Consider the following 20893-nt stretch of genomic DNA (forward strand, 5'->3'; position numbering starts at 1 on the left):
AACCCGAAATCCAGAGAAATCATTATTTATGGAGTACACAGCGCTCTCTTAGAGGACACTCCAGACACTTGGGATTCCTCGTGCATATCCCTGCGGGGATACCCAGCCCTTGGTTGCCTCCCTCCTGACAAAAAGCCACAAGGGTTATGTCAACTGCCCGTATCCAGAATCCCGTTTCACTAGATATCTCCGAGCAGATTTTGATTGTTCTTTCGATGTTTTCTGCAGTTGGGTCCGAAGTAGGGAGCCAGCCGAGCCTGTGGAATAATCTCAGTATCGTCCTGTCGGGTTTCATAACTCCAAAGCCCAAGTCCATGAGGAAGTGATAAACTGTAACCTTACCAATACCCTTGAATCTCTTCATTAACTCCGGAACTAGTTTTGTTTTAATGTCCCGGTAGTTAGTTGGATCGACCTCAAAGGATTCAAGGTAGTTCACAAACGAACCATGGGACTCGACTATCCTTTGGAACTCTTTGGCATTATGAATACACGCTTGTATTTTTTTGAGATTCTTGATCATGTCTCTATCGTCCATAATTCTCCTAATGTCTTCCTCTGTGTACTCTGCGACCTTTCTGAAGTCTCCAAGGTACTTTAAGATGGTGGGCATCTTTTTTGAGACAGTTTTAGCATTCATTCCAGAGTAGAAGACCACCTGGACAAGCGTGGAGTAGATCTCATCGTCACTCATCTTTCTAAATCTTTCTCTGTAACTGTTAAAATCCTCAATACCCCTCCTAAATTTCTTCTTATCAATGCTCTTCTCTTCTAATTTATTAAGGATTTTCCAGAAGGCTTCTGTGTATTCCCAGCGGGGGGAGTCACTATGTTCCTGAAGCGGGATTTCGTCAAAAAATCCAGGAGTATTGGAGAGCTTTTTGTCAGGAAGGTTAACTTGATACCAAAGATCCCCGTATTCCCTTAGGACTTCAAGCTGTCCGAGTATCGTGCTGTCTTCCCCGGGTGCGATAATGAGGCCAATATCGTATCTCTGAAGTTTCCTCCGGGCAATACTCCTTAAATCCTCAACTTCTCTCCTGTCAAAGGCATAGATTTCAATCCTCCTCTCCAAAGAATCTCTGAAAATCCTTCTTGCCTTCTCTATTAGCTCTTCATCTTTAACAACGTAGATTCCGATCATGAGCAGGGCATCCTCAAGCATGTTCTCTATTGAGGGTATCAATATCTTAGAATTTCCTAGATCCTTCCGCAACTCGGGGTAAAGTGGGATAAGCTCCCATGCAGGTCTATCGTTTTCGTAGAGCAACAGCAGGTAACCCGGATTGGGTATTCCGGGTGTAAAGCCTGGCCTGTTCCCCACAACTATGAACGCGGTAACCCCCATACTGCTCACCTCCTCGCTTCAATAAGGGAAAACACAAAATCATTGATTATCTCCTCAATTAGTTCTCTGGCCTCTATCTTTCCAAGCCACTCTCCAGGAATGGCCTCAAAGCCATAATACGTTCCTGCCAGGCCTCCAACCACTGCGCCTGTCGTGTCGGTGTCCTCCGCCAGTGACACAACCTCCCTAATAGCATCCTCAAAACTGTTGTTTCTCAAAAAGGCCCAGAGAGCCGCTTCGAGTGTGTGAACAACGTAACCACTCCCGCGAATTTCCGATTCAGCAAACTTGTGAATCTTTCCGCTTAGTACTCGTTCATAGTGCTCAAGCTCCCGCGAGAAGGGTTCCATTGAATAAACTTCCCGGGCAAGTTCAACTGCCTCTGAATACGCATCAAACTTGTCAAGCCCGCTTAGAATGTTCCAGACCACCATCGAATAAATGCCGCAACCCACGAGGGAGCGAGGATGGGCATGAGTCAACATTGAAACTTCATGGATCATCTGAAGTCGCTCCTCGAGGTTCTTCATCTTGAAGTATGCGTAGTAAGCGACCGGAAGGATCCTCATCAGTGAGCCGTTGCCGTTGTCCCGTTCACCCCTCCCGCCGGCGTTCAATGGGAAGACCCCTTTGGCCAAGCGTTCTATCGCGCGTGACGTCGTGATGCCCTCATCGAAAGCGTGCCCCCTTGGAGTGAACTCCCCATCATAGTACCAGCTGATGAAATTCTGGGCAATTCTTTCTAGACTGTAACCGTCTTTTAGCGCGTGGGCGGTCGCCAGAGTTAGAGATGAGTCATCGCTCCAAAGCCCATCGAGCATTGGAATATCCTCAGGGTTGGGGTATTCCTCTCTCATCCGTTCTCTGCTCCAGAACTGGAACGGAAAGCCAAAGGCGTCTCCCACAACGACTCCCCAGAGCCCGCCCTTAAGTCTAGACTCCAAATCAGGCTCATTACCCATATTCACGACTTTCACCTCCAGATATGGCCATTCAAAACGTTTCCCTTTGCCGGGTTCATGAGGAAAGTCTCTACTTTAACGACCAAGTCTACAAAGGTGCGTGGCATGAGGTTCCCATTAAGTACCGGGGCAAGTAAATGCTCAGGAAACGCTTTAACCCCGTGAAGGGCCCCAACCAGATAGCCAACTATCGCCCCGACAGTATCGCTGTCTTTACTGCTGGAAACGGCCATAGTAATTGCTTTCGTCGGGTCATCAGCATAGAGCATCATCGTGTAGAGAACCATAGGCACGGTCTCGAGGAGATATGCACCCGAGCCAACGGCGGTGTTCAAGTCAAGAAGGCTCCATCCACTGGAGAGAGCTTTTTCCAAGGTCTTCTCAACAAACTCCCAAGCCGGCCCAGAGTAGGATTTGAATTTTCCGAACCTCGGGCTGTATCGGGAGAAATCGCCCTCAACTTCCCTGGCCACACTTACGTACTCTTCAACCCACCATTCCGGTTCAGGGGGTTTATCCTTCATGAACAACTCCCAGAGAATATTGGTGAACGCTACCGAGGACGAAATCGCCAGCCTATCGTTGTGGGTTAGATAGATGGTAATTACTGCATCGCTCCACAGTTCTCTGGTGGGGTTTAGCAGATGGGGTATCACAACGGGGGAGAGTCTCATTAAAGCGCCGTTTCCCGCACTCTCAACGCCTGAGAGATACCATGGTTTTCCGAGATCCTTGTAGTTTCGGATGAACCTTCTAACACTGCCCCCGATTCCAATTATCCATTCAGAGCTGAACCTGTCTGCCAGGGCCTTGGGGTCGAACCATCCCCTCTCCGAGAACACCTCGAGGGTCCAGAAAGTCAGCTGGGTGTCATCCGTGATGTGCGCTTCCGGCAGGTAGTCGTTTATCATCCTGAAATTTTCTTCACTGGGTGGCCTTCCCTCAAACGGCGAACCGAGGGCATCTCCGATGGGAACTCCGAGTAGCATCCCCCTAACTTTACTCAACTGAACGCGATCAATGAGTTTTGGTTTGCTGTAAAGGAGTTTGGATTGCTCGGCGTTGATGAGGTCCTCTTCAAAGAGGACGTCCATTATGCAGGAAGTATTTTCGCACTCTGAGAGTTTTCTTCCAACTTTGTTTGGACTATGAGGCATTTCCATCCCCAATTTGGCGTTCTCATCCACAGGATGAGCAAGTTAATCCTTCACCCCCATCGAACGTCTTGCTGTGTGTTCTCTGGCTTTAGTTACATTCTCCAAAAGTTTCTTACATTCTGAAACGCTATCTGGCAGGGAAACATCCCCATCAGTCAATGCACGAAGAAGCGCTTTGGAAAGAGGCCATTTACTGGTGTTAATTCTCTGGAGGTACTCTACCGCTTCAGTTGCATTCAGGTTCCCTCCAATGAAATCTAGTGCAATTCTCAGAGCTTGGATGTCAGTATTAGGATCCCCGGTCATTTCAATTATCCTGTTGATTCCATCGTCGTACAGGGAAACATCCCCAAAATCGTGCTGGGCAGCGTAATGGATGCATATTGACTTTACCATGCTCTCCACAGCCTCTGTTTTCATTCCTAAATCCGCATAGGTCAGAGCAAGGTTATGGAGGATTAATCCCTTTTCGTCGGGAGTGCTTGCGTATTTGAGGGCCTTTTTGAGAACCCTGAGGGCTTCTCTGGGACGGTTGGTCTCATAATAGTGCGTTCCAAGATTGTTTAGTGTTATTGAATGGTATTCGGGGGTAAACCCAAGCTCAATAGCCTTTTCTTCAAGATCCACAGCTAATTTGAGGTATTTCTCTGCTTCTTCAGGATAATTCAGTTTGGGGAAGTAAATCAGAGAAATTTCGGTTGCAATACGAGCAGCTTTGATGTAGTATTCTGCGGCTTTTTTCCTAGTGTTCGAACCAAAAATTTCATCCAAAAGTCTAGCGAGCTCTGATCGGAGTCTCATCGAGTGTTCTTCCAAGTAATATTCCGCCATGCTGACCAAGAACTTTATGTATCCTTCTCCGTACAGAAGTTTCTCCTTCTGCCAGGCTATTTCGTAAGCTTTCTCAATATCCCGTAAAATATCGGGATCGGAGTACTCACGTAGTACTTCTTGGGCAGTAATTCCCTCGGGCTTAACAAACTTCTTAAGGTCATTTTGTCGGGACCAGACCTTGGGCATGGGTTTGTTTTCAAACGAGGGTTGATCCTTCCTATTTTTCTCCAAGCGGCTTGGAGTTTCATGATTTATCTCATATCTTATTCTGGAGAGATACTCTTCCATTTCTGGATCCTTTTGAAGTGACTGGGGAGGCTGGGATAAAAGTTTCTCAATTCGTTCATTTGGAGGGTTCAAAATGTCATTACAAATTTTTTTAGCTGAGAGCACTACCGGTTCGAGTGCGCGCCAATATGGAGGAATTCCGCTATTTCCAACTACTTTTTCAGGATCCACGATAAATTTCCCATTATGTACTTTTATGACATGCCCACTAATTTCCTCAAGAGTCTGCTCAATGGGGCACCAAGCTATCGCTTTGACGGTTTTCTCCCATTTGTTGATTTCAGATAGCAGCATACAGTAGAGGAAGGCTTTCAATTCCTCTAGTGAAACTCCATCCTTGTAACCCAGGTGATGCTGAAGATAATAGATAACCGTAGTGATCATGGGGCCTCTCCGTATTGAGGCGAAACTCCCATCGTCAAAGCATACTTCAGAAGATCTGAGCCATTCAAGCGCTTTCTCAATATCCTCCTTGCGTTTGGTGTAAAGCATAAGGAGTGGACTCACCAAAAGGTTTCACCCCACAGTAACATTCAATCAAATGCTAAAATAGTTTTTGTTAAAGTTCCCGAGATGGCGATATTAACCGATGAAGTCTTCGGAGAGTTAAAACCTAACTTTTTCATATCTGATATTCTCTCACCCTTCGAGAAGAAGTGGAGACTAGAGTTTCAAGTTCACATGACACGTCTCTCCTTTTTCTTGTTATAAATTAACCCTTAACTTTTTTAAGGATTAGTTGATAACTCCGAGCATGAAGCTCATAACCCAGTTCATTCTTTCGAGGTATGGGGGAAAGGTAATCACTAGGGACGAGCTGGAGGAAATCTGCAGAAGATTTGGAGAGAGCCTTGAGTACATTGTGAATTATTACATAAGCAGGGGCTATCTCATTAGAATCCTGCGCGGGGTTTATTATGTAAAAACACTGGAAGAATACAAGTTCGGGAAGACTCCAGATCCACTGACTTTAATCTCAAAGGCCATGAATAAGCTGACACTGAAGTGGTACTTCGGCCTGTACACGGCTTTGAAGTTGAACGGAGCAACCTACGAGTACTACTCCCGGATTTTCCTGATAACACCGGTGATAACCAGGCCAAAACCGGTTACAATTCTCGGCGAGAGGGTCCAGTTTGTCAAGCTGAAGGGATCTCTCCTAGGCTTTGGAGTAGTTAAACGCAGGGAAATTCAGTATTCAGACCTAGAAAAAACCCTGCTAGACTTCATTTATCTAAAACGGTACAACAAACGCCTTAATGCAGATGCCGTTGTACGGGAATACTTTGCAAAGGCCAGAAAAGAAAAACTAATAGAATATTCTAAAGCCTACCCAAAATCAGTTCAAAGGGAGGTTGAGGCCATTGTTTCCAAGTGATGAATTCACTGGCTTCCTAATCAGGAAGACTGGCATTGAAAAACCGCTACTTGTGAGAAGAGACGCCCTCCTGCACGCAATCTTACGAGAACTCTACGGAGAAGAGAGGTTCCACGAGCGGTACTTGTTCAAGGGCGGAACATGTCTGGTTAAATGCTATCTGGGCTATTATCGCTTCAGTGTTGACCTCGACTTCACGTTCCCACTACGGGACAAGCTCTCCCGCTCGGAAAGGAGAAAGTTGATAAGCTCTGAAGTGAGATGGCTCTCGGAAAAGCTTGAGTACATTGCCAAAGGGTTTGGCCTGAACTTCAGGCCTTTTGAAGGAGAATCCTACGATCGAAACTTCGTCCACTTTGAGGGGAACGAGAACAGGAAGATAGTATTTTTCCACCTGTTTATGCCAATGGGTGAAGTCGTGAAGATTGAGGTCAACTTTTTCGAGCCAGTACTGTTCGAAGAAAGGAGAGTGCAAGCTAGAACGCTTCTTGAAGGGGTTAAACTTGAAAATGAAGAGAAGGCATACTTCTTTGAGGAGCTTGAGAAGTACTCAACGCTTCCAGTCACAGCGTATTCTCCTGAGGAAATTTTGGCCGAGAAGATTAGAGCTATTTTAACACGAAGGATTCAAAAGTTGAGGGATTTCTACGACGTTTTTATGCTTTACAAGGCTGGTTATGATTACTCGGACGTTATTGATGATGCCGTTGAAAAGATAAAGTTTAGCATGAGGTTCAGTCCTGAAAGGACTAGCGAAAACCTCCGGACAAATCTGAAATCTATTCAGAGTGGCAGGTTCAATATTGCACCTGAGCTTGTGGAAAACGAACTTGAATTGGTTCTCACAAGACCTCCTGAATCCGAGTTTCTGGAGTTCATGAACAATTTTTTAGAGGTTCTTTCCGAAATAGACCTGAGTAGAATCCCAAGAAAATAAAAATCTTGCCATGGTGATGTATTAGATGGATGTGTACGATGATATGCATCTAAAAGATTCTTAACCATCTTTTTTCCGTTAAAAGCCTAAAAGCAAGTGTCTTTCAGGCTTCGTTTTCCGGGAGTCATAAATAAATAGCCGTCCTGCCCCTCTATTTCTTTTTTGTTGATTTCTAAATAGAATCTGAGAACTGCTTCTGTTTCCTTTGTCACGAAAACTATCCTTTCACCAGAGGTTATTTTTTGAATTTTTCCTTCTTTTGTTTGTGATACCAGTATTCGGATTGTATGAGTTTTAAAGTCAATATCTTGTGCTCTCACTTGGACTATTTCACTCACACGTCTTCCAGTGGCGAATAAGAGCAATGCAAATGCTACAGCTTTGATGTACTGTGTTTCATTTAACTCTCCAAGCTGAAAGGGCATCTCAAGCCTCTTAAAGAACTCTCTTGCGTCTTCAATATCTAAAGATGGTGTATTCCCCTCCTGTTCTATCCTTCTTGCAATATTTGCTTCCCTTTTAGGGCGTTTGAGTACATCAATCAATGATTCCGGCATTCCAAAGTTTCTCAAGACCATTTCAATAACCTGAAGTCTCTTCGTTATTGATGAACTCGAATATCCGGAATTAACCAGTGCTCTTACGTATCTATCTAAAACCTCTCTCGAAACTACATATGCTCCCACCGATTAAGAATTGCTAAAAACTCATATTTAATCGCAGTGGTACCCGAATAAAGCCCGAGGGAGCATGTTTAAATACGCGAACGGCGAACTTACCAGTTTGGGGTGATGTGTTTCCAACTTCTAAAGGGATAGATTTAGGGGCATAAAAATTGATAAAGGGGAAGAAAAGAAGCGAAGCCCGGATAACTTTAACAGTCCTTAGCACGCTCGGTTTAGGCCATATTATTCTTTAGACTATTAAAAGACCTTTTAAATGCATCATTACCATACTAAATTAGTATCAATGCTCCTGAAGGAACCGCTATGAAAATAACCGTGCACGACGGGGCCACTCTGCTATCTTACGTAGAATGCACCCACTTCTTATGATAGAGGTTCTTGGGTAAGATCCCCACTTGCTTTTAAACTTTTTAAACTAAAAAGATACCGTAATGTAACAAAGTTAAACTTGTCATTATTATCTCCATTTTTTACAATTTATGTCACTAAAATCATGTTTTCCATAACTTTTAATCGCATGTTTGTCCGAAGGGTTTAAAAATAGAGATTTTGTCACGGTGTAACAAAATCTTTATTTGCACAGTTTAATGGACACCGATGATTTTCAGACCTGTCTTTCGGTAGCAAATCTTCAACAAGTCTCTCTTTAGTATTTTTCCACCTGTGATTCCTTTGGTAAATGGTAAAAAGAAAAAAGAGGGGCTCACAAAGCTGGGAGAGGATTCTCCACATCCTCTGTGACTGATAGAACATCTTGAAGAGGCTTTTTGAAACTATGTGACGCTGATACTCTCTGGGTTAATTGTTGGAGTTCTTCCTCTAAGAACATGTAGCCTATCATGTCTCCTTGGGGGGATACAATTAGTACTATCTCGCCGTGTCCCTCGAGGTAGAATTCTTCGAGCTTTTTCTCAATGTTATCATTCAGTCCTTCAAGTATTGTCTTTGAGTTTACGGGAATTATCAGTTCATATCCGTTTTTGTTCAAGGCTAGTGCATGTTCTTGGAGTGCAAGTTTTACTGTGCCCTCCGCATACTCATACCAGACTATTATTCTACGCGACATTGAACCTCACTTCACGAGTAATATTAGTGTTTGGAATAAAAAATTAGTTTAGGATTTTGGGGATGGTTTTGGTAATGACTTGAGTTTTTCTTATGATTCACTGAGTTATGTGAGGCGATGAATTTTAACCTGTTTGAAAATTTTAGGGGATAAAACCTTTTTAAGGCATGTTTGAGAGAGTTAATCGGAATTGAGGCGATGAATCGATGAGTGAGGCGATGAGTCTCACTCCCATCAAAAGGCCGTATTCGGAAAATAAAGCCCGTTCCGGGCTTTTAGATTTCCTGGGCGATGAAGAGATTCATCCCTCCTGACGGGACTGCTCCCCCGAGATGAAGAGGCGGTCCTCCCTCGAGCCCTTTTAGGAGGTGAAATCGTGAGGATAAGCCAGATTGAGGAGTTCCCGCGAGAGTTAGTGCCTGTTGAGGTTCCTCCTCATACTGTAATGCTTCGCGGAATCGCGTGGGACTCCAATGTCTACCTCGTGCGAGATGGCAAGGAGACACTAATAATCGACACCGGCACAGGGGTAAATTGGCACGTACACACTGGAATCTGGGAGAGAGAGGGTTACCTTAACGGAATAAAGAAGGCAATCATCTTCAACACCCACGAGCACTTCGACCACGTCGGGGGAAACCGGCCGCTGAGGGAGTGGCTTGAAGGAAAAGGCATCGAAGTCCTCTTCGCCGCCCACGAGGTAACCGCAAAAACGCTGGAGAAAGGCAATGACTACGTTATCCTCGCCTACTCCTACGGGCGAAAGTTTGAGCCGCAGAAGGTGGATTTAAAGCTCAAAGATGGAGACAGGCTCAGAATCGGCTCGCTGGAGCTTGAGTTGGTCCACACGCCGGGTCACACAGCCGGAAGCTCGTGTCTTTATCTGGACGATGGGGAGACGAGGCTCATGTTCACCGGCGATACGCTCTTCAGAGGCACCGTCGGGAGAACCGACCTTCCGACAGGGAACGGCTGGGAGCTGAGGGAGAGTCTTGAGAAACTTTTGGAGTTTGAGGTGGACTTTGGCCTCCCAGGCCACGGAAGGTACATAGACGACTGGAAGAGAAACCTCAGAGAGATATTGGGGTGGCTCTGATGAGGAAAGGCTTCGTCAAGGAAGTCCTAGCAAAAATCAAGTATGACCCACGGGAGAATGAGGGCGATTACTATGTCGTCATTGAGCACAGGGGAGCTTACGGGGACGTCAAGAGGATTCCAGTTGAGGTGATAGAGCTCGGACACGGCTACTTCTTCGTCGGCGACGCCCAGATACCCTACCACCGCATTCTAAAGGTTGTGCGGAAAGATGGAAGGGTAATCTGGGAGACAAGGAAGCTCTAATCACGATATCTCCACGAACTCCGAGGTCAGAAGCGACCACTCCTTCTTTTCAAAGGCCGTTGGGACGGCCGTCATGACGACGTAGCCATTATAATGGAGAGCACTGTCCTTGAGGTACAGGGCAAAGTCTATAGCGTCCTTGAAGCCGAGCTCCAAGACCAGGTAGCCAAAGTTCTGGATGAAAACGATGCCCTGCTTTCCGTCGCGGGATGCTTTCTCAAAGAACCTGAACAGGTCCTTCCTGAGGGTCGGGACTCCACTCGGGGGGATAGAGTTCTCTGCGCCGGTCTTGGTGACCCAGACCGCCGAGGCATCCTTCCCCTCAAAGAGCTTCATGAACTGCTCCGGGTTCTCCCTCACGAGGGCCTTCAGAACCCTGTTACTGTCGAGCATGTCGAGGAGGAAGTACTTGGCCTTGGTGTCGTCCGTGAAGAGATATCCCCCGGGGTCCAGGTGCGGGGGGTTGATATCCCTCTCCTTCATTAGGGTTATCAGCTCGTACAGCCTGCGTATCTCATGGTAGTGCTCCTCCTCCATCGTGGCGAGGTGGAGGGCCAGAGCACGGGTGTCCTCATCTTCCGCCACCTTTGCTAGGATCTCGTAGGTTTTCTTCGCGAAGAGCTCGCTCTCCATGCAGTACTCGAGGGCCGAGACGTAGTCATCAACCGTCTCGAACTCCTGCAGAAAGGGGGCAACCTCAACGGGAGGAGCCTCCACCTTCACGGGCTCCTCGTTCGGGTAAAGCTTCTTGAAGAGGTGGTACAGCCATTCGCGGTGGTTGTTGCTTTCCTCGCTCATCTTCAAGAACAGGACTTTCACGCTCACCATACTAACCCTACGAGCAAGCTCCGCGTAATATTCGGCTTCATCCTCCTCGTTGAATATCGCGTAGCTCAGGAGCTCCTTGGGGGACTTGTTCCGGAGGGCCTCAACAATTTCCTCCAGCGCCTGGGTGGCACCGGTGTTGTTTTCCATGTTACATCCCCAATAGTTGTTACGAAAAACAACGGAAAAGCTTTTCTATCATCGTCCAAACTGGCCACTATGATAGACGCCCACGCCCACGTTGAGATGTTCAAGGGGAAAGCACCGGAAATCGTAGAGGAGAGCAGGAAGCGCCTTAAAGCTGTCGTCGATTCCATCACGGAATACCGGAAATTCCACGTCTGGAAGAGCTGGGAGATTCTGAGGCCTTACTTCGGCTTCATCCAGCCAACCCTCGGCTACGCGCCGAACGAAGCAAGGAGGGGCAACTGGGAGAAGGTCGGGAAGGTTGAAGCCTTTATCCGTGAGCACGCCGGCGAGATAGTCGCCCTCGGAGAGATTGGGCTGGACTTCTACTACGCGAAGACCGAGGAGGAAAGGAGGAACCAGAGGGAGATTTTCCACCACTTTCTAGGCATTGCGGTCGAGCTCGACCTCCCTGTCGTTCTCCACGCGCGCGATGCCGAACGGGAGGTCTTTGAAGCCATTCAGAGAGCGGGAGTTAGAGCCTACTTCCACTCCTACAGCGGGCCTAAGGAGTTAGCCCTTGAGATAGCGGAGAACGGACATATAATTGGCATAAACACGGGGATAGACTTCATTCCAGAAGTTAGGGAGGCAGCCGAGGTTCTTCCGCTTGAAAGCATCGTTGTGGAGACGGATTCACCATACATGAGTCCGTATAAGGGTGAGAAGAACTACCCCTGGAACGTTGAGTACGCGGTTAGGAGGATAGCAGAGATTAAGGGGCTGGAATTTGAGGAAATTGAAAAGACAACGGAGAGAAACGCGGTCAGGTTTTTCGGACTCAAACTCTAACGAAGGAGGTGGTGACAAAATGGCCGTTGAGGCTCCGGAAGTTGAAGAGGTCAAGAAATTGCTCGAAGAGCTTGAGGAGGAAGCACTCCTGGCGAGGCTCGAGTCGTTCGTGAGGCTGAACGAAGGCTTGGAAAGCAAGAAAGGGAAGGAGTTCATAGAGGTCTCAATACTGGGCTTCCTTGAGGGTATCCTGACGGTTCTCAGGGGCAAGTACCCTGGAAAAGAGGATGTGGAGGCGCTCTACAGAAAGGTTAAGGGCAGAAGAGAGGAGCTGGACGAACAGTTCCGGAAGCCGAGGATTCCGTACCTGGAGGAAGAGTAAAACCGCTCAGCACCGGGCTTCCCATGCGTCTGCTATATCTTCACCTTCCCAGTGCTTTCTGAAGGCATATCTGAAGGTATAGGTGAAGAGCGGAAAAAGTGTATACACGCATTCGCATACACTAAAGGGTCTGCCCCACGTAGAACTCCCCGAACAGCTCGACCTCCTGGACGTAGCTCCGCCTTAACTTCAAGGCAGTCTTCGCCCTCTCAAGCTCCCTCCCGAGGTAGAAGGCATGCCTTGGGCTTATCTCGAAGTGCTCCAAAATCGTGTCTATTATCGCGTTGGGCTCATCTCCGGTTATGGTGAGCACCGCCTCGGTCCCGCGGTGTGCATTGACCCAGATTTTTCCGTTTTCAACCCAGACCCGGAAGTAAACCGGCTCAAGCTGAACGGGCCTTTCCCCGGCCTCGATGATTTTCTCGGCTGGCTCGAACCTCCACTCGCTTGCTCTCTTCTCCTTGAGGAGCAAAAGGTCAAAGCCGAGGTCTTTTGGCATATCGAAGAGGTTCATATCCACCGCCCGCCTAAGCTCCCTCACCGAGCCCTTTGCCTTCGCGCTGACTTCAGTCGTGAGGAGCAGGCTTATGGAAAGTTCTTTCGCGATTCCAGCGAGGAGAGCGTTCATTCCAACGCTGTCCGCGTCGTAGAGTTCAACCACGTTCCCGACACCCGCGAGCAGAACGTCATCCGGATTCCTCTCGCGGTAGAGCTGGAATGCTGTGATAGAACGCGCCAGGTGAGGCACGTGCTCAAGGATGAGATCGGGGATGACCGTTTTGTAACCTAAATCAAAAGCCCTCTCTTTTAGCCTTTCGAGGAATTCGACGCGCTCGCTCGGTTTTGTCGGAAAGAAGCCCTCTTTCTGGTTCGTCGGGATCAGGACAACGGGCTTTTCAGTCACGAGTGCCTCAAGGTTGCCCTCATCGACACTTAAGAAGAGGTCGGCGTAGTCTAAGGCTTTCTCAATCTCAGCAGTGTTGAGCGAGTCGAAGCTTATGGGAACGTCGAAGCCGTTATCTTTGAGTTGCTCTCGGATTTCCGGTATTTCCTCGATGAAGTCAAGGTTAGTCTCTCCGGCAACCATGCCGATGTCGATTATATCAGCCCCCTCACGGAGGTAGTAGAGGGCCTTCTCGACCGTCTTCTCCACGCCGAGCCTTGGGGCATCAACAACTTCACCAAGAATCCTAGCAGGAAAGTCCCTCCCCGCCGGGAGGTCCCCTATGAGGATGTTCCACGACTTCTTCAGGACATCCTCGATGTAACGCCTGTTCCGCGTTTTGTTCCTTATGTCCTCAACCTTCTTGAGCGCGTCAACGGAGAAGAGGTCCTCGGCGGGCTTTTCCCTGCTCAGCCTGAAACCTTCGCTCAGGGCCTTGAGGACCTGGGGCAAATCCATAGCGTTCCTCGGCCCTTTGAAGGCAGGGATTCCGAGCTCATCTTCAATGATTTGGGCGGAACCGCGGATGAGGCCTGGGATTAAAACCAGGCCGTAGTCCTCGCTCTTGATTCCTGCCTTTTTCAGGTAGCGGGCGATGAGCTCTGGCGTAAGGAAGGCCGCGACGCTAACCGGTGTAACGAAGACGTCGCACCCTTTACCGTACTTCCTGACGAGCGGCTCGGCCAGCCTGCCGGTGACGAGGAGGATTCTTCCGGCGTTCTCCATGGAAGAACTTCCGCCGAATGGCTTTTAGGGGTTGCGGTTTCGGGCGAAAGGTTTTTGTTCCGCCGGGAGAAATCAACTAAAGGTGGTAATATGGAGCGTGATAGCCCCGTTGGAATCGTGTTCGGTGAATCGACCACCGACCACTTCACGTTCATAGTGAACCCGAGGAACGAGCTTCCCCGCTTCGGAGAGTTCCTGATAGCGAGAAACAGGGATGGCGACGAGGTTTTAGCACTTTTGAAGTCAATACGGAACGTCAACTGGCTGATGGACGCCGGTAGAGGAAGCTATGACTACGTCGAGAAGACCGTGAACGTTTTCTCGAAGGGCGTTCTGGATAAGAGTGAGGAGATACTCGCGACGGCTAAAGTTTTAGGGGTGTTGAGGACTGCAGATGGAGATTTTCTCCCCAAACCAGCCCCCAACCGCGTCCCGATAAAGCCCGGCGAAAAGGTCTACCTCGCAAGGGATGAAGACCTGGAGAGGATTTTCTCGCAGGGGCACATAAGGCTCGGGAGGCTCATAGCGAGGGAGAAGGTTGAGGTCAACCTCGACGCCAACAGGCTCGTTTCGAGGCACTTCGCGGTTTTGGCAGTCACGGGTGCCGGAAAGTCCAACACCATAGCGGTTCTAACGAAGGAGCTGGTGAGCAACATCAACGCCACCGTCGTTATCCTCGACCCGCACGGGGAATACCGGCATTTGAGCTGGCCTGGAGCAAGAGTGAACCCGATAAAGGCCACGATAGATCCGGGGAGGATAAGGCTCAGCGAGTTCGCCACGCTCCTCGGCATAGCGGAGAACGCCAGTCTGCAGAGGCGCTTCCTCGGGCTGGTCTACAGGACGGTTAGAGAGGAGATGCGCAGGAACGGGCGCGTCGTTGGCGGAATGGACTTCATCCACGCAATGGAGGACAAGATAGAGGAATGGATACGCGTTTACGAGAATACCGACGACAAAATCATCTACTACTACGACGAGAAGGGCATCGAGACGCCGAGGAAGATACAGGCGAAGGACCTCGACTCCCTGATAAGGCTGAAGGATTATTTAAGCGAGCTTCGCGCCAACTTCGGCGAGTTCATAAGCCCGGTTAACGTTCTCAGCGAGATAAGGCCGGGGATGGTGAACGTCATCGATCTGAGCGGCATGGAAGAGGAGCAGATGATAACTTTGGCGAGCTTTGTCCTGCGCGGGATCCTCAAGAACCGCATCGAGTACATAAAAGCCCTCAGAACGAACGACAGGCCCACCGCAAGGGAGATAATCGAGAACTACCCGGCTGTCAGGAAGCCCCTGCTGGTCATCGTCGAGGAGGCGCACATATTCGCGCCGAGGGGCGAGAAGAACCCGGCGACGCTCTGGCTCGGCAAGATAGCGAGGGAAGGAAGGAAGTTCGGAGTCGGCCTCGGTATAGTCTCCCAGCGGCCGAAGAAGCTCGACGACGACATTCTGAGCCAGACGAACACAAAGATCATCCTCAAGCTCGTCGAGCCTAACGACCAGCGCTATGTCCAGCAGGCGAGCGAGCAGATAAGCGAGGACCTGCTGAGTGACATAGCTTCCCTCGGAGTCGGTGAGGCGGTGATAGTCGGCTACGCGATAACGATTCCAGCAATGGTGAAGATATACAGCTTCGAGAGGGACATGAAGGGCCACTACGGCGGCGGGGACATAGATATAGTCGCAGAGTGGCTTGAGGGGAAGGACGAGGAAGAGAACGTGACGGAAGAGGAGGCCATCAACGCCCTCCCGCTGTGAGGTGTCGCTATGAAGTTCGCCCATATAGCCGACGTCCACCTCGGCAGGGAGCAGTTCAACCAGCCCTTCCGCTACGACGACTACCTCAAGGCCTTCCGCGAATCCATAGAGAAGGCCGTGAAGGCCGACGTTGACTTCATACTCATAGCAGGAGACCTCTTCCACGTGAGCAGGCCGTCCCCGAGGACGATACGCGATGCCGTTGAGGTCCTCGAACTGCCGAGAAGGAAGGGCATCCCCGTCTTCGCGATAGAGGGCAACCACGACAAGACGATAAGGGAAACTTCCGTCTTCGACCTCCTTGAGCACCTCGGGCTGATTCACACCGTCGGCCTCAAGAGGGAGCCTAGGAAGGGCGAGTTCCAGGAGAGTAAAAAGCTCTCCGAAAACCGCTATTTGGTGTGGGGAAAGGTCGGTGACCTTGAGATACATGGGCTGAGGCACCACACCCGCTGGCAGCTCATAAGGAACGACGGGGCAATCAACGTCCTCAAGGCACTCTTCAAGGGGAAGAAGGGTATTCTGATGCTCCACCAGGCGATTGACTACCTAGCTAAGGACACGCCCTACCAGGATGCCTTTGATTTAAGGCTGAGCGAGCTGCCGGATGGCTTTTCCTACTACGCCCTCGGGCACATCCACGTCAGGAGGATAGCCGAGCCTTCGCAGACAGGTCTGAGCGGGCCTTTAGCGTATCCCGGCTCCTTAGAGAGAACTGAGGTTAGAGAGGCGAGCCACATAATCCGCTACTCCACCAGAGATAAAAAGCCAAAGGTAATCGAGAACCGCGAGGGGCCGAAGGGCTTCTACATCGTTGAGGACTTTGTTCCTGAGTTTGTAGGGGTCGACGCGAGGCCGTTCTATTCGGTCAGGGTCAAGGGCGAGAGCAAGTCCGAGCTGAGGAGGAAGGTTGAAGAGGTCGCGAATCTCATCCCGAAGGACGCGATAGCCGTGATAACGCTCGAAGGGACTGTTAAGGGCGGGATTGCCCTGGCGGAGTTCAACGACCTGCTCAAGGATTCGGGAGTGAGGTATTACACCTTCAGGAGCAGGGTCGTTGGGGAGGCGGTTCTCTCGAAGGAGCGGCTGAGCGAGGAGGAACTGTTCACGGAGTGGGAGAGGGAGCTTCTTCTGCATCTCCGCGTTGAACCTAAGGAGTTCTCGGAGGGGCTCACAGAGTTCGTTTCCTGGTTGATGGAAAGGTACGAGAAGGGGATTCCTCAAAAGGCCATGGTTCCGAAGAAGACCCCGGAGAAGAAAGCGGAACCCGGGGAAAAGGCGCCCAAGAAGGCCAAAGTCCCGGAAAAAGCGCCGAAGGAAAAGAAACCATCAGAGACAAAGAAGCCCGAGAAAGAAGAGAAAAAACCCCAAAATAAGCCCGTCTCCAAACCCAAAAACCCATCGAGCCTCGACGCCTGGCTGGGGAGGGGTAAGCCGTGAGGATAAGGCGGATTAAAATCAAAAACTTCAGGGCACACGAGAAGAGCGAGGTTGAGTTCAGCGACGGCATAAACCTGCTGATAGGCCAGAACGGCGCTGGAAAAAGCTCGATCCTCGAAGCAATCTTCGCGGCCCTCTATATGGGGCACCCTAGCTTCCCCAGGGGCTACCTCCAGGCCAACACGCGCGTTAACGCGAAGGGGGGCATAGTGCTTGCTTTAGAGTTCGAACACGATGGGAAGACATACAGGATAACCAGAGACACCAAGAAGAGCGAGCTGCTTGAAGATGGCGCCCTGATAGCGGAGAAGAGCTCGGACATAGCCCGCTGGGTGGAGCGGAACGTCTACCCAATACAGGTCTTCACCAACGCCCTCTACATACGGCAGGGCGAGATAGAGGGTATAATCACGAACCGCGAGATCATGGAAAAGGTCCTGAGAAAGGTTCTCGGCATAGAGGACTACGAGAACGCCGAGAAGAACGCCGCCGAGGTGATAAGGGAGCTCAGGAGGAAGAGAGACTACCTCAGGAAGCTCGTCGAAAGGAAGGCCGAGGTTGAGGAGAGCCTCCGCGATGCTGAGAAGCGCTTCTCCGAGACGCTGAGGAGGATAAGTGAGCTCAGGGAGAGGGCGAGGAAGCTCGAAGGAGAGTTCGAGGAAGCGGAGAAAGAATACTCCCGGCTCAAGGCCCTGAAGGAAGAGCTTGAAGGGCTGGAGAAGAGGAAGGCCATCGTTGAACAGAGGATAAGGGCCGAGAAGGATAGGATAGAGGACTACGAGGGCCAGATCTTCGAGGTGGAGAGGGAGATAGAGGAGCTTGAGGAGAAGTTCTCCCGCCTAAAGGAGCTCGAGCCGCTGGAGAAGGAGTACCTCAAACTGAAGTCGCTCCTCTCGCTCAAGGACGAGCTTGCGAAGCTTGAACTCTCCACGGCGCGTTTAGCGGAGAAGAAAAAGACGCTCGAGGAGAAAACCTCCAGGATAAACGAGGTCTCTTCTAAGATAGCAGAGCTGGAGAAGGAGGAGACTGCCCTCAGGGAAACCTACGAGGAGCTGAAGCGGAAGAACTCCCTCCACCAGCGCGCCCTCCAGTTGAAGGCCGAGGCGGAGAGGTACAGGAGTGAGCTTGAGAAAGCCGGAACCACTCCTGAGGAAATCGAGGAAGGGCTAAAGAGCATTGAGAAAGCCAAGGAAGAGCTGGAGAAGCTCCGCGAGGAGGTGGCGAGGACAAGGGAGGAGATGGCAAGCCTCACCGGGCTGAAGGAGAGCCTCATCGAGAACCTTTCGAAGCTCGAGGGGGCAAAGGTCTGCCCGCTGTGTAAGAGGCCCATTGAGGAGCACGATGAGGAAGAGATAAAGAGGGAATACGACGCTGAGATAGCCTCCATCGAGAAGAAGCTGAAGGGGCTGGAGAAGAAGTTAGAAACGCTCAGGGAGAGGGAGCCCGAGCTTAAAGAGACTATTCGGAAGGAGCCAAAGCTCATAAGGCTGAAGAAGACGGCTGATCTACTGAGGGAAGTCGAGGAGAAGCTTTCCAAGTACGACCTGGAGGAGCTTGAGAAAGCCGCGGAGGAGTTTGAAAATACCAAGGCAAGGCTCATAGAGATAAAGAAGGAGCTGAGGCACCTACGGGAGGAGCTTGAGGAGCTTGAGAATGCCAGGAAAGAGCTTGAGAGGATAGAAACACGGCTCGCTGAGATTGAGGTAGAAAAGGGGAAGATTACAGAAAAGTTGGGGGGCGAAGGCTTTGACTCCTTTGATGAAGTCGAGGGCCGTTTAAAGGAACTCGAACCGGCCTACCGCGAGTATCTGTCTCTAAAGGGCGTTCCCGCACAGCTCGAGAGGGCCAGGAAGAAGCTCACCCTCCTCGAGAAAAGACGCGATGAGAGTATCAAGACCCTCGGAGAGCTGGAAGGAGAGTTAAAAGGACTGAAGGCGGAAATAGAGAAGCGTTCAAGGGAGTTCTCCGAAGAAGCTTACAGGGAAGCTGAAAAGAGGTACATAGAGAGCGCGAGGGAGCTTGAGAAAGCCAAAGCGGAGCTTAAGGGTGCCGAAGAACTGAGGAATGAAGTCATGAAGCTCCTGGATGAGCTTAGGGCCAAGAGGAAGGAGATCGAGGACGCGGAGAAGGAGATAGAGACCGTCGAGAAGGCCATAGCGGATATGACAGCCTTCAAGGAGAAAGTAGCGAGGCTCAAGGCGGAGGAAGAGCTTCGGGGACTGGAGGAGGTCCAGAAATTGGCAGGGGAGACCTTCTCCGAGATGACAGAGGGCAAGTACCAGGGGATAAAACTCAAGCGGGAGAAGAAGTACGGGAAGGAGAGGATAGAGCTGAAGGTGCTCTACGCGGGCAACGAGGTTGGCCTAGAGTTCCTGAGCGGCGGCGAGAGAATAGCGCTCGGATTGGCGTTCCGCTTAGCTCTCTCGCTCTACAAGGTGGGGAACCTTGAGCTTCTCATCCTGGACGAGCCGACGCCTTTCTTAGACGAAGAAAGGAGGAAGAAGCTCGTGGAGATAATCTCAAGCCAGCTCAGGAAGATACCGCAGGTTATCATAGTCTCGCACGACGAGGAACTCAAAGACGCGGCGGATTACGTGATAAGGGTGGAGAACGTCGGCGGAAAGAGCAGGGTGGAGGTCGAGAGCCTTGGAGCGTATTAGCGACGTTCACGTCAGGGAGATTAGGGAGTTTCTCCTGAAGAGCCTGCGGGACGTTGAGAGACTCAGGGATGCCGTTGGGAGGCACTTTGAGTGGAGGCCCCTTCCCGAGCCGAAGGAGGCTAGTATCTACGCGATCGACGGCAGCAGGATGATGAAGCGCCTCAGCGGGGCCATAATATACGCCGTTTCAGCTTCAGCCATCGGGGAGAGGCTATACTACTGGAACGACATCGGCATGGTCTTCCCCTACAAGAGCGTTGACGAGAGGGTTAGAATTCACATGGACATCCTCGAGAAGAGAATGGGCGCGATGATGCTCGAACTCGGAGCGGACCTGGTGCTGATGGACGGGACGATAAGCAGCGCCATAATCACGCCACCAACTTACGTGACTTCAACGACAAGGGAGCTCTACGAGAGGCACGGGGAGCAGCTGCTCAACGCCGCACTGGAGTTCCTCGACTTCCTCGACGAGCAGTGGGTTGATTGGAGGGAGAAGCTCGAGGAAGGCGGCGTTTTAAACGGGTTCTCCCTCCCGTCGAGGGGGTGGGGCGGTGAGGAGATATTTTCGATCCTCATGAAGCGCGGGGCGAAGAGTATAAGGGAAAGCTTCTGGTGGGTCAACGACAGGGAAGACCTCATAGTCCTGTTTGAATACCTCGAGTACCTCCACGCCCTCGACAGGCTCCTCGGCGGAAGGATAGCGGCGATAGCCAAGACCTTCTATAAATCCGACGTGGTAAAGACCGTAAAGGCGCGTGAGGGGGACAAGCTCAAGGGCACCCCCATGATAGTCGATACCCCAGTTGTCGCTTCACTCTCTGAGGAGAAGGGCTACCTGGAGTTCAGCTACCTGAAGGAGCCGAAGGGCGGCCTTCCGAGGCTGATCGTTGACGTCATGATGCGCGGAAAGCTCCAGAACCTCAAAGAGGCCCTGATACTGGAGGGGGGCAAAATCACGGGGGCGAGGATAAGGCCGGCCTACGTGCGCTTCGCCGACGGCGGGCTAATTTACCTCCTTGAGGTGCCCGAGAAGCAGGACTTCGAGAGGACTCTGGCCGAGATACTCTCCGTTGCCGAGGACGAGTATGTCATCCCGCTCGAGTACGCCCACCACTCTGTAGTCATAAAGAAGCAGGAGTTCGACGCCTACGTCAACGCGGTGCTGAGCGCGCTGGTGGGGGAGGACGAGCGCTTCCTGAGCTTCCTGCGCTACGGCAGGGAGCCGCTGGAGTGAGGGA

18 protein-coding genes are annotated in these 20893 nt (G+C 50.6%); 10 read left to right on the forward strand and 8 right to left on the reverse strand.

From position 1 onward, the window contains the following. Window positions 1-22 precede the first annotated feature (22 nt). The 4 genes from A3L08_RS08690 to A3L08_RS10200 form a co-directional block, all read right to left on the reverse strand. Window positions 23-1348, reverse strand: coding sequence for a DNA-3-methyladenine glycosylase I (locus A3L08_RS08690; protein ID WP_088854632.1), 1326 nt, complete (start codon window positions 1346-1348; stop codon window positions 23-25). A 5-nt stretch (window positions 1349-1353) separates the two neighbouring features. Further along, a complete protein-coding gene (locus A3L08_RS08695; RefSeq protein ID WP_232461722.1) occupies window positions 1354-2325 on the reverse strand; it encodes an ADP-ribosylglycohydrolase family protein in 972 nt (323 codons plus the stop codon). Further along, window positions 2322-3404: an ADP-ribosylglycohydrolase family protein gene (locus tag A3L08_RS08700; protein ID WP_157721609.1), complete on the reverse strand. Its 1083-nt coding sequence runs from the start codon at window positions 3402-3404 to the stop codon at window positions 2322-2324. The genes A3L08_RS08695 and A3L08_RS08700 overlap by 4 nt, the downstream gene beginning before the upstream one ends. Window positions 3405-3509: 105 nt before the next feature. Beyond that, window positions 3510-5099: a tetratricopeptide repeat protein gene (locus tag A3L08_RS10200; RefSeq protein ID WP_232461723.1), complete on the reverse strand. Its 1590-nt coding sequence runs from the start codon at window positions 5097-5099 to the stop codon at window positions 3510-3512. A 244-nt stretch (window positions 5100-5343) separates the two neighbouring features. Here A3L08_RS10200 and A3L08_RS08710 point away from each other — a divergent pair, with 244 nt between their 5' ends. After that, window positions 5344-5967 (forward strand): type IV toxin-antitoxin system AbiEi family antitoxin domain-containing protein, encoded by a 624-nt coding sequence (locus A3L08_RS08710; RefSeq protein ID WP_088854635.1) that lies wholly within the window; start codon window positions 5344-5346, stop codon window positions 5965-5967. Next, window positions 5954-6904: a nucleotidyl transferase AbiEii/AbiGii toxin family protein gene (locus tag A3L08_RS08715; protein ID WP_157721610.1), complete on the forward strand. Its 951-nt coding sequence runs from the start codon at window positions 5954-5956 to the stop codon at window positions 6902-6904. The genes A3L08_RS08710 and A3L08_RS08715 overlap by 14 nt, the downstream gene beginning before the upstream one ends. Before the next feature lie 86 nt (window positions 6905-6990). On the opposite strand, the gene A3L08_RS08720 is transcribed toward A3L08_RS08715, so the two are convergent. After that, on the reverse strand, window positions 6991-7590 hold the full coding sequence (locus tag A3L08_RS08720; protein WP_157721611.1) for a tyrosine-type recombinase/integrase: 600 nt from the start codon (window positions 7588-7590) through the stop codon (window positions 6991-6993). A 703-nt stretch (window positions 7591-8293) separates the two neighbouring features. Further along, window positions 8294-8656: a hypothetical protein gene (locus tag A3L08_RS08725; protein ID WP_088854638.1), complete on the reverse strand. Its 363-nt coding sequence runs from the start codon at window positions 8654-8656 to the stop codon at window positions 8294-8296. A gap of 376 nt (window positions 8657-9032) precedes the next feature. Between A3L08_RS08725 and A3L08_RS08730 the strand changes: the two genes are divergently transcribed. Together A3L08_RS08730 and A3L08_RS08735 are read left to right on the forward strand one after the other, a co-directional pair. Next, window positions 9033-9752 carry an MBL fold metallo-hydrolase gene (locus A3L08_RS08730; protein ID WP_088854639.1) on the forward strand — a complete coding sequence of 240 codons (720 nt, stop codon included), beginning with the start codon at window positions 9033-9035 and terminating at the stop codon, window positions 9750-9752. After that, on the forward strand, window positions 9752-9997 hold the full coding sequence (locus tag A3L08_RS08735; RefSeq protein WP_088854640.1) for a DUF504 domain-containing protein: 246 nt from the start codon (window positions 9752-9754) through the stop codon (window positions 9995-9997). The genes A3L08_RS08730 and A3L08_RS08735 overlap by 1 nt, the downstream gene beginning before the upstream one ends. Here A3L08_RS08735 and A3L08_RS08740 read toward each other — a convergent pair whose 3' ends face one another. Continuing rightward, window positions 9998-10972, reverse strand: coding sequence for a DUF835 domain-containing protein (locus A3L08_RS08740; RefSeq protein WP_088854641.1), 975 nt, complete (start codon window positions 10970-10972; stop codon window positions 9998-10000). A gap of 69 nt (window positions 10973-11041) precedes the next feature. Here A3L08_RS08740 and A3L08_RS08745 point away from each other — a divergent pair, with 69 nt between their 5' ends. Beyond that, complete coding sequence (locus tag A3L08_RS08745) at window positions 11042-11800, forward strand: YchF/TatD family DNA exonuclease (protein WP_088854642.1); 759 nt, start codon at window positions 11042-11044, stop codon at window positions 11798-11800. A gap of 19 nt (window positions 11801-11819) precedes the next feature. Beyond that, the gene (locus A3L08_RS08750; protein ID WP_088854643.1) at window positions 11820-12122 is read left to right on the forward strand and encodes a DUF3216 domain-containing protein; all 303 of its coding nucleotides are present in this window, start codon (window positions 11820-11822) and stop codon (window positions 12120-12122) included. Window positions 12123-12243: 121 nt separating this feature from the next. On the opposite strand, the gene A3L08_RS08755 is transcribed toward A3L08_RS08750, so the two are convergent. Beyond that, window positions 12244-13791 (reverse strand): dihydropteroate synthase-like protein, encoded by a 1548-nt coding sequence (locus A3L08_RS08755; RefSeq protein ID WP_088854644.1) that lies wholly within the window; start codon window positions 13789-13791, stop codon window positions 12244-12246. Window positions 13792-13881: 90 nt separating this feature from the next. Between A3L08_RS08755 and A3L08_RS08760 the strand changes: the two genes are divergently transcribed. From A3L08_RS08760 to A3L08_RS08775, 4 genes are read left to right on the forward strand one after another with little or no spacing between them, the layout of a single operon-like run. Further along, window positions 13882-15552 (forward strand): ATP-binding protein, encoded by a 1671-nt coding sequence (locus A3L08_RS08760; protein ID WP_088854645.1) that lies wholly within the window; start codon window positions 13882-13884, stop codon window positions 15550-15552. A gap of 9 nt (window positions 15553-15561) precedes the next feature. Continuing rightward, window positions 15562-16992, forward strand: coding sequence for a metallophosphoesterase family protein (locus A3L08_RS08765; protein WP_088854646.1), 1431 nt, complete (start codon window positions 15562-15564; stop codon window positions 16990-16992). After that, the gene (rad50, locus tag A3L08_RS08770) at window positions 16989-19652 is read left to right on the forward strand and encodes a DNA double-strand break repair ATPase Rad50 (RefSeq protein ID WP_088854647.1); all 2664 of its coding nucleotides are present in this window, start codon (window positions 16989-16991) and stop codon (window positions 19650-19652) included. The genes A3L08_RS08765 and rad50 overlap by 4 nt, the downstream gene beginning before the upstream one ends. Next, window positions 19639-20889 carry a DNA double-strand break repair nuclease NurA gene (locus A3L08_RS08775; RefSeq protein WP_088854648.1) on the forward strand — a complete coding sequence of 417 codons (1251 nt, stop codon included), beginning with the start codon at window positions 19639-19641 and terminating at the stop codon, window positions 20887-20889. The genes rad50 and A3L08_RS08775 overlap by 14 nt, the downstream gene beginning before the upstream one ends. Window positions 20890-20893 lie beyond the last annotated feature (4 nt).

Origin of the sequence: Thermococcus pacificus (assembly GCF_002214485.1) — an archaeon.
GTDB lineage: Archaea > Methanobacteriota_B > Thermococci > Thermococcales > Thermococcaceae > Thermococcus > Thermococcus pacificus.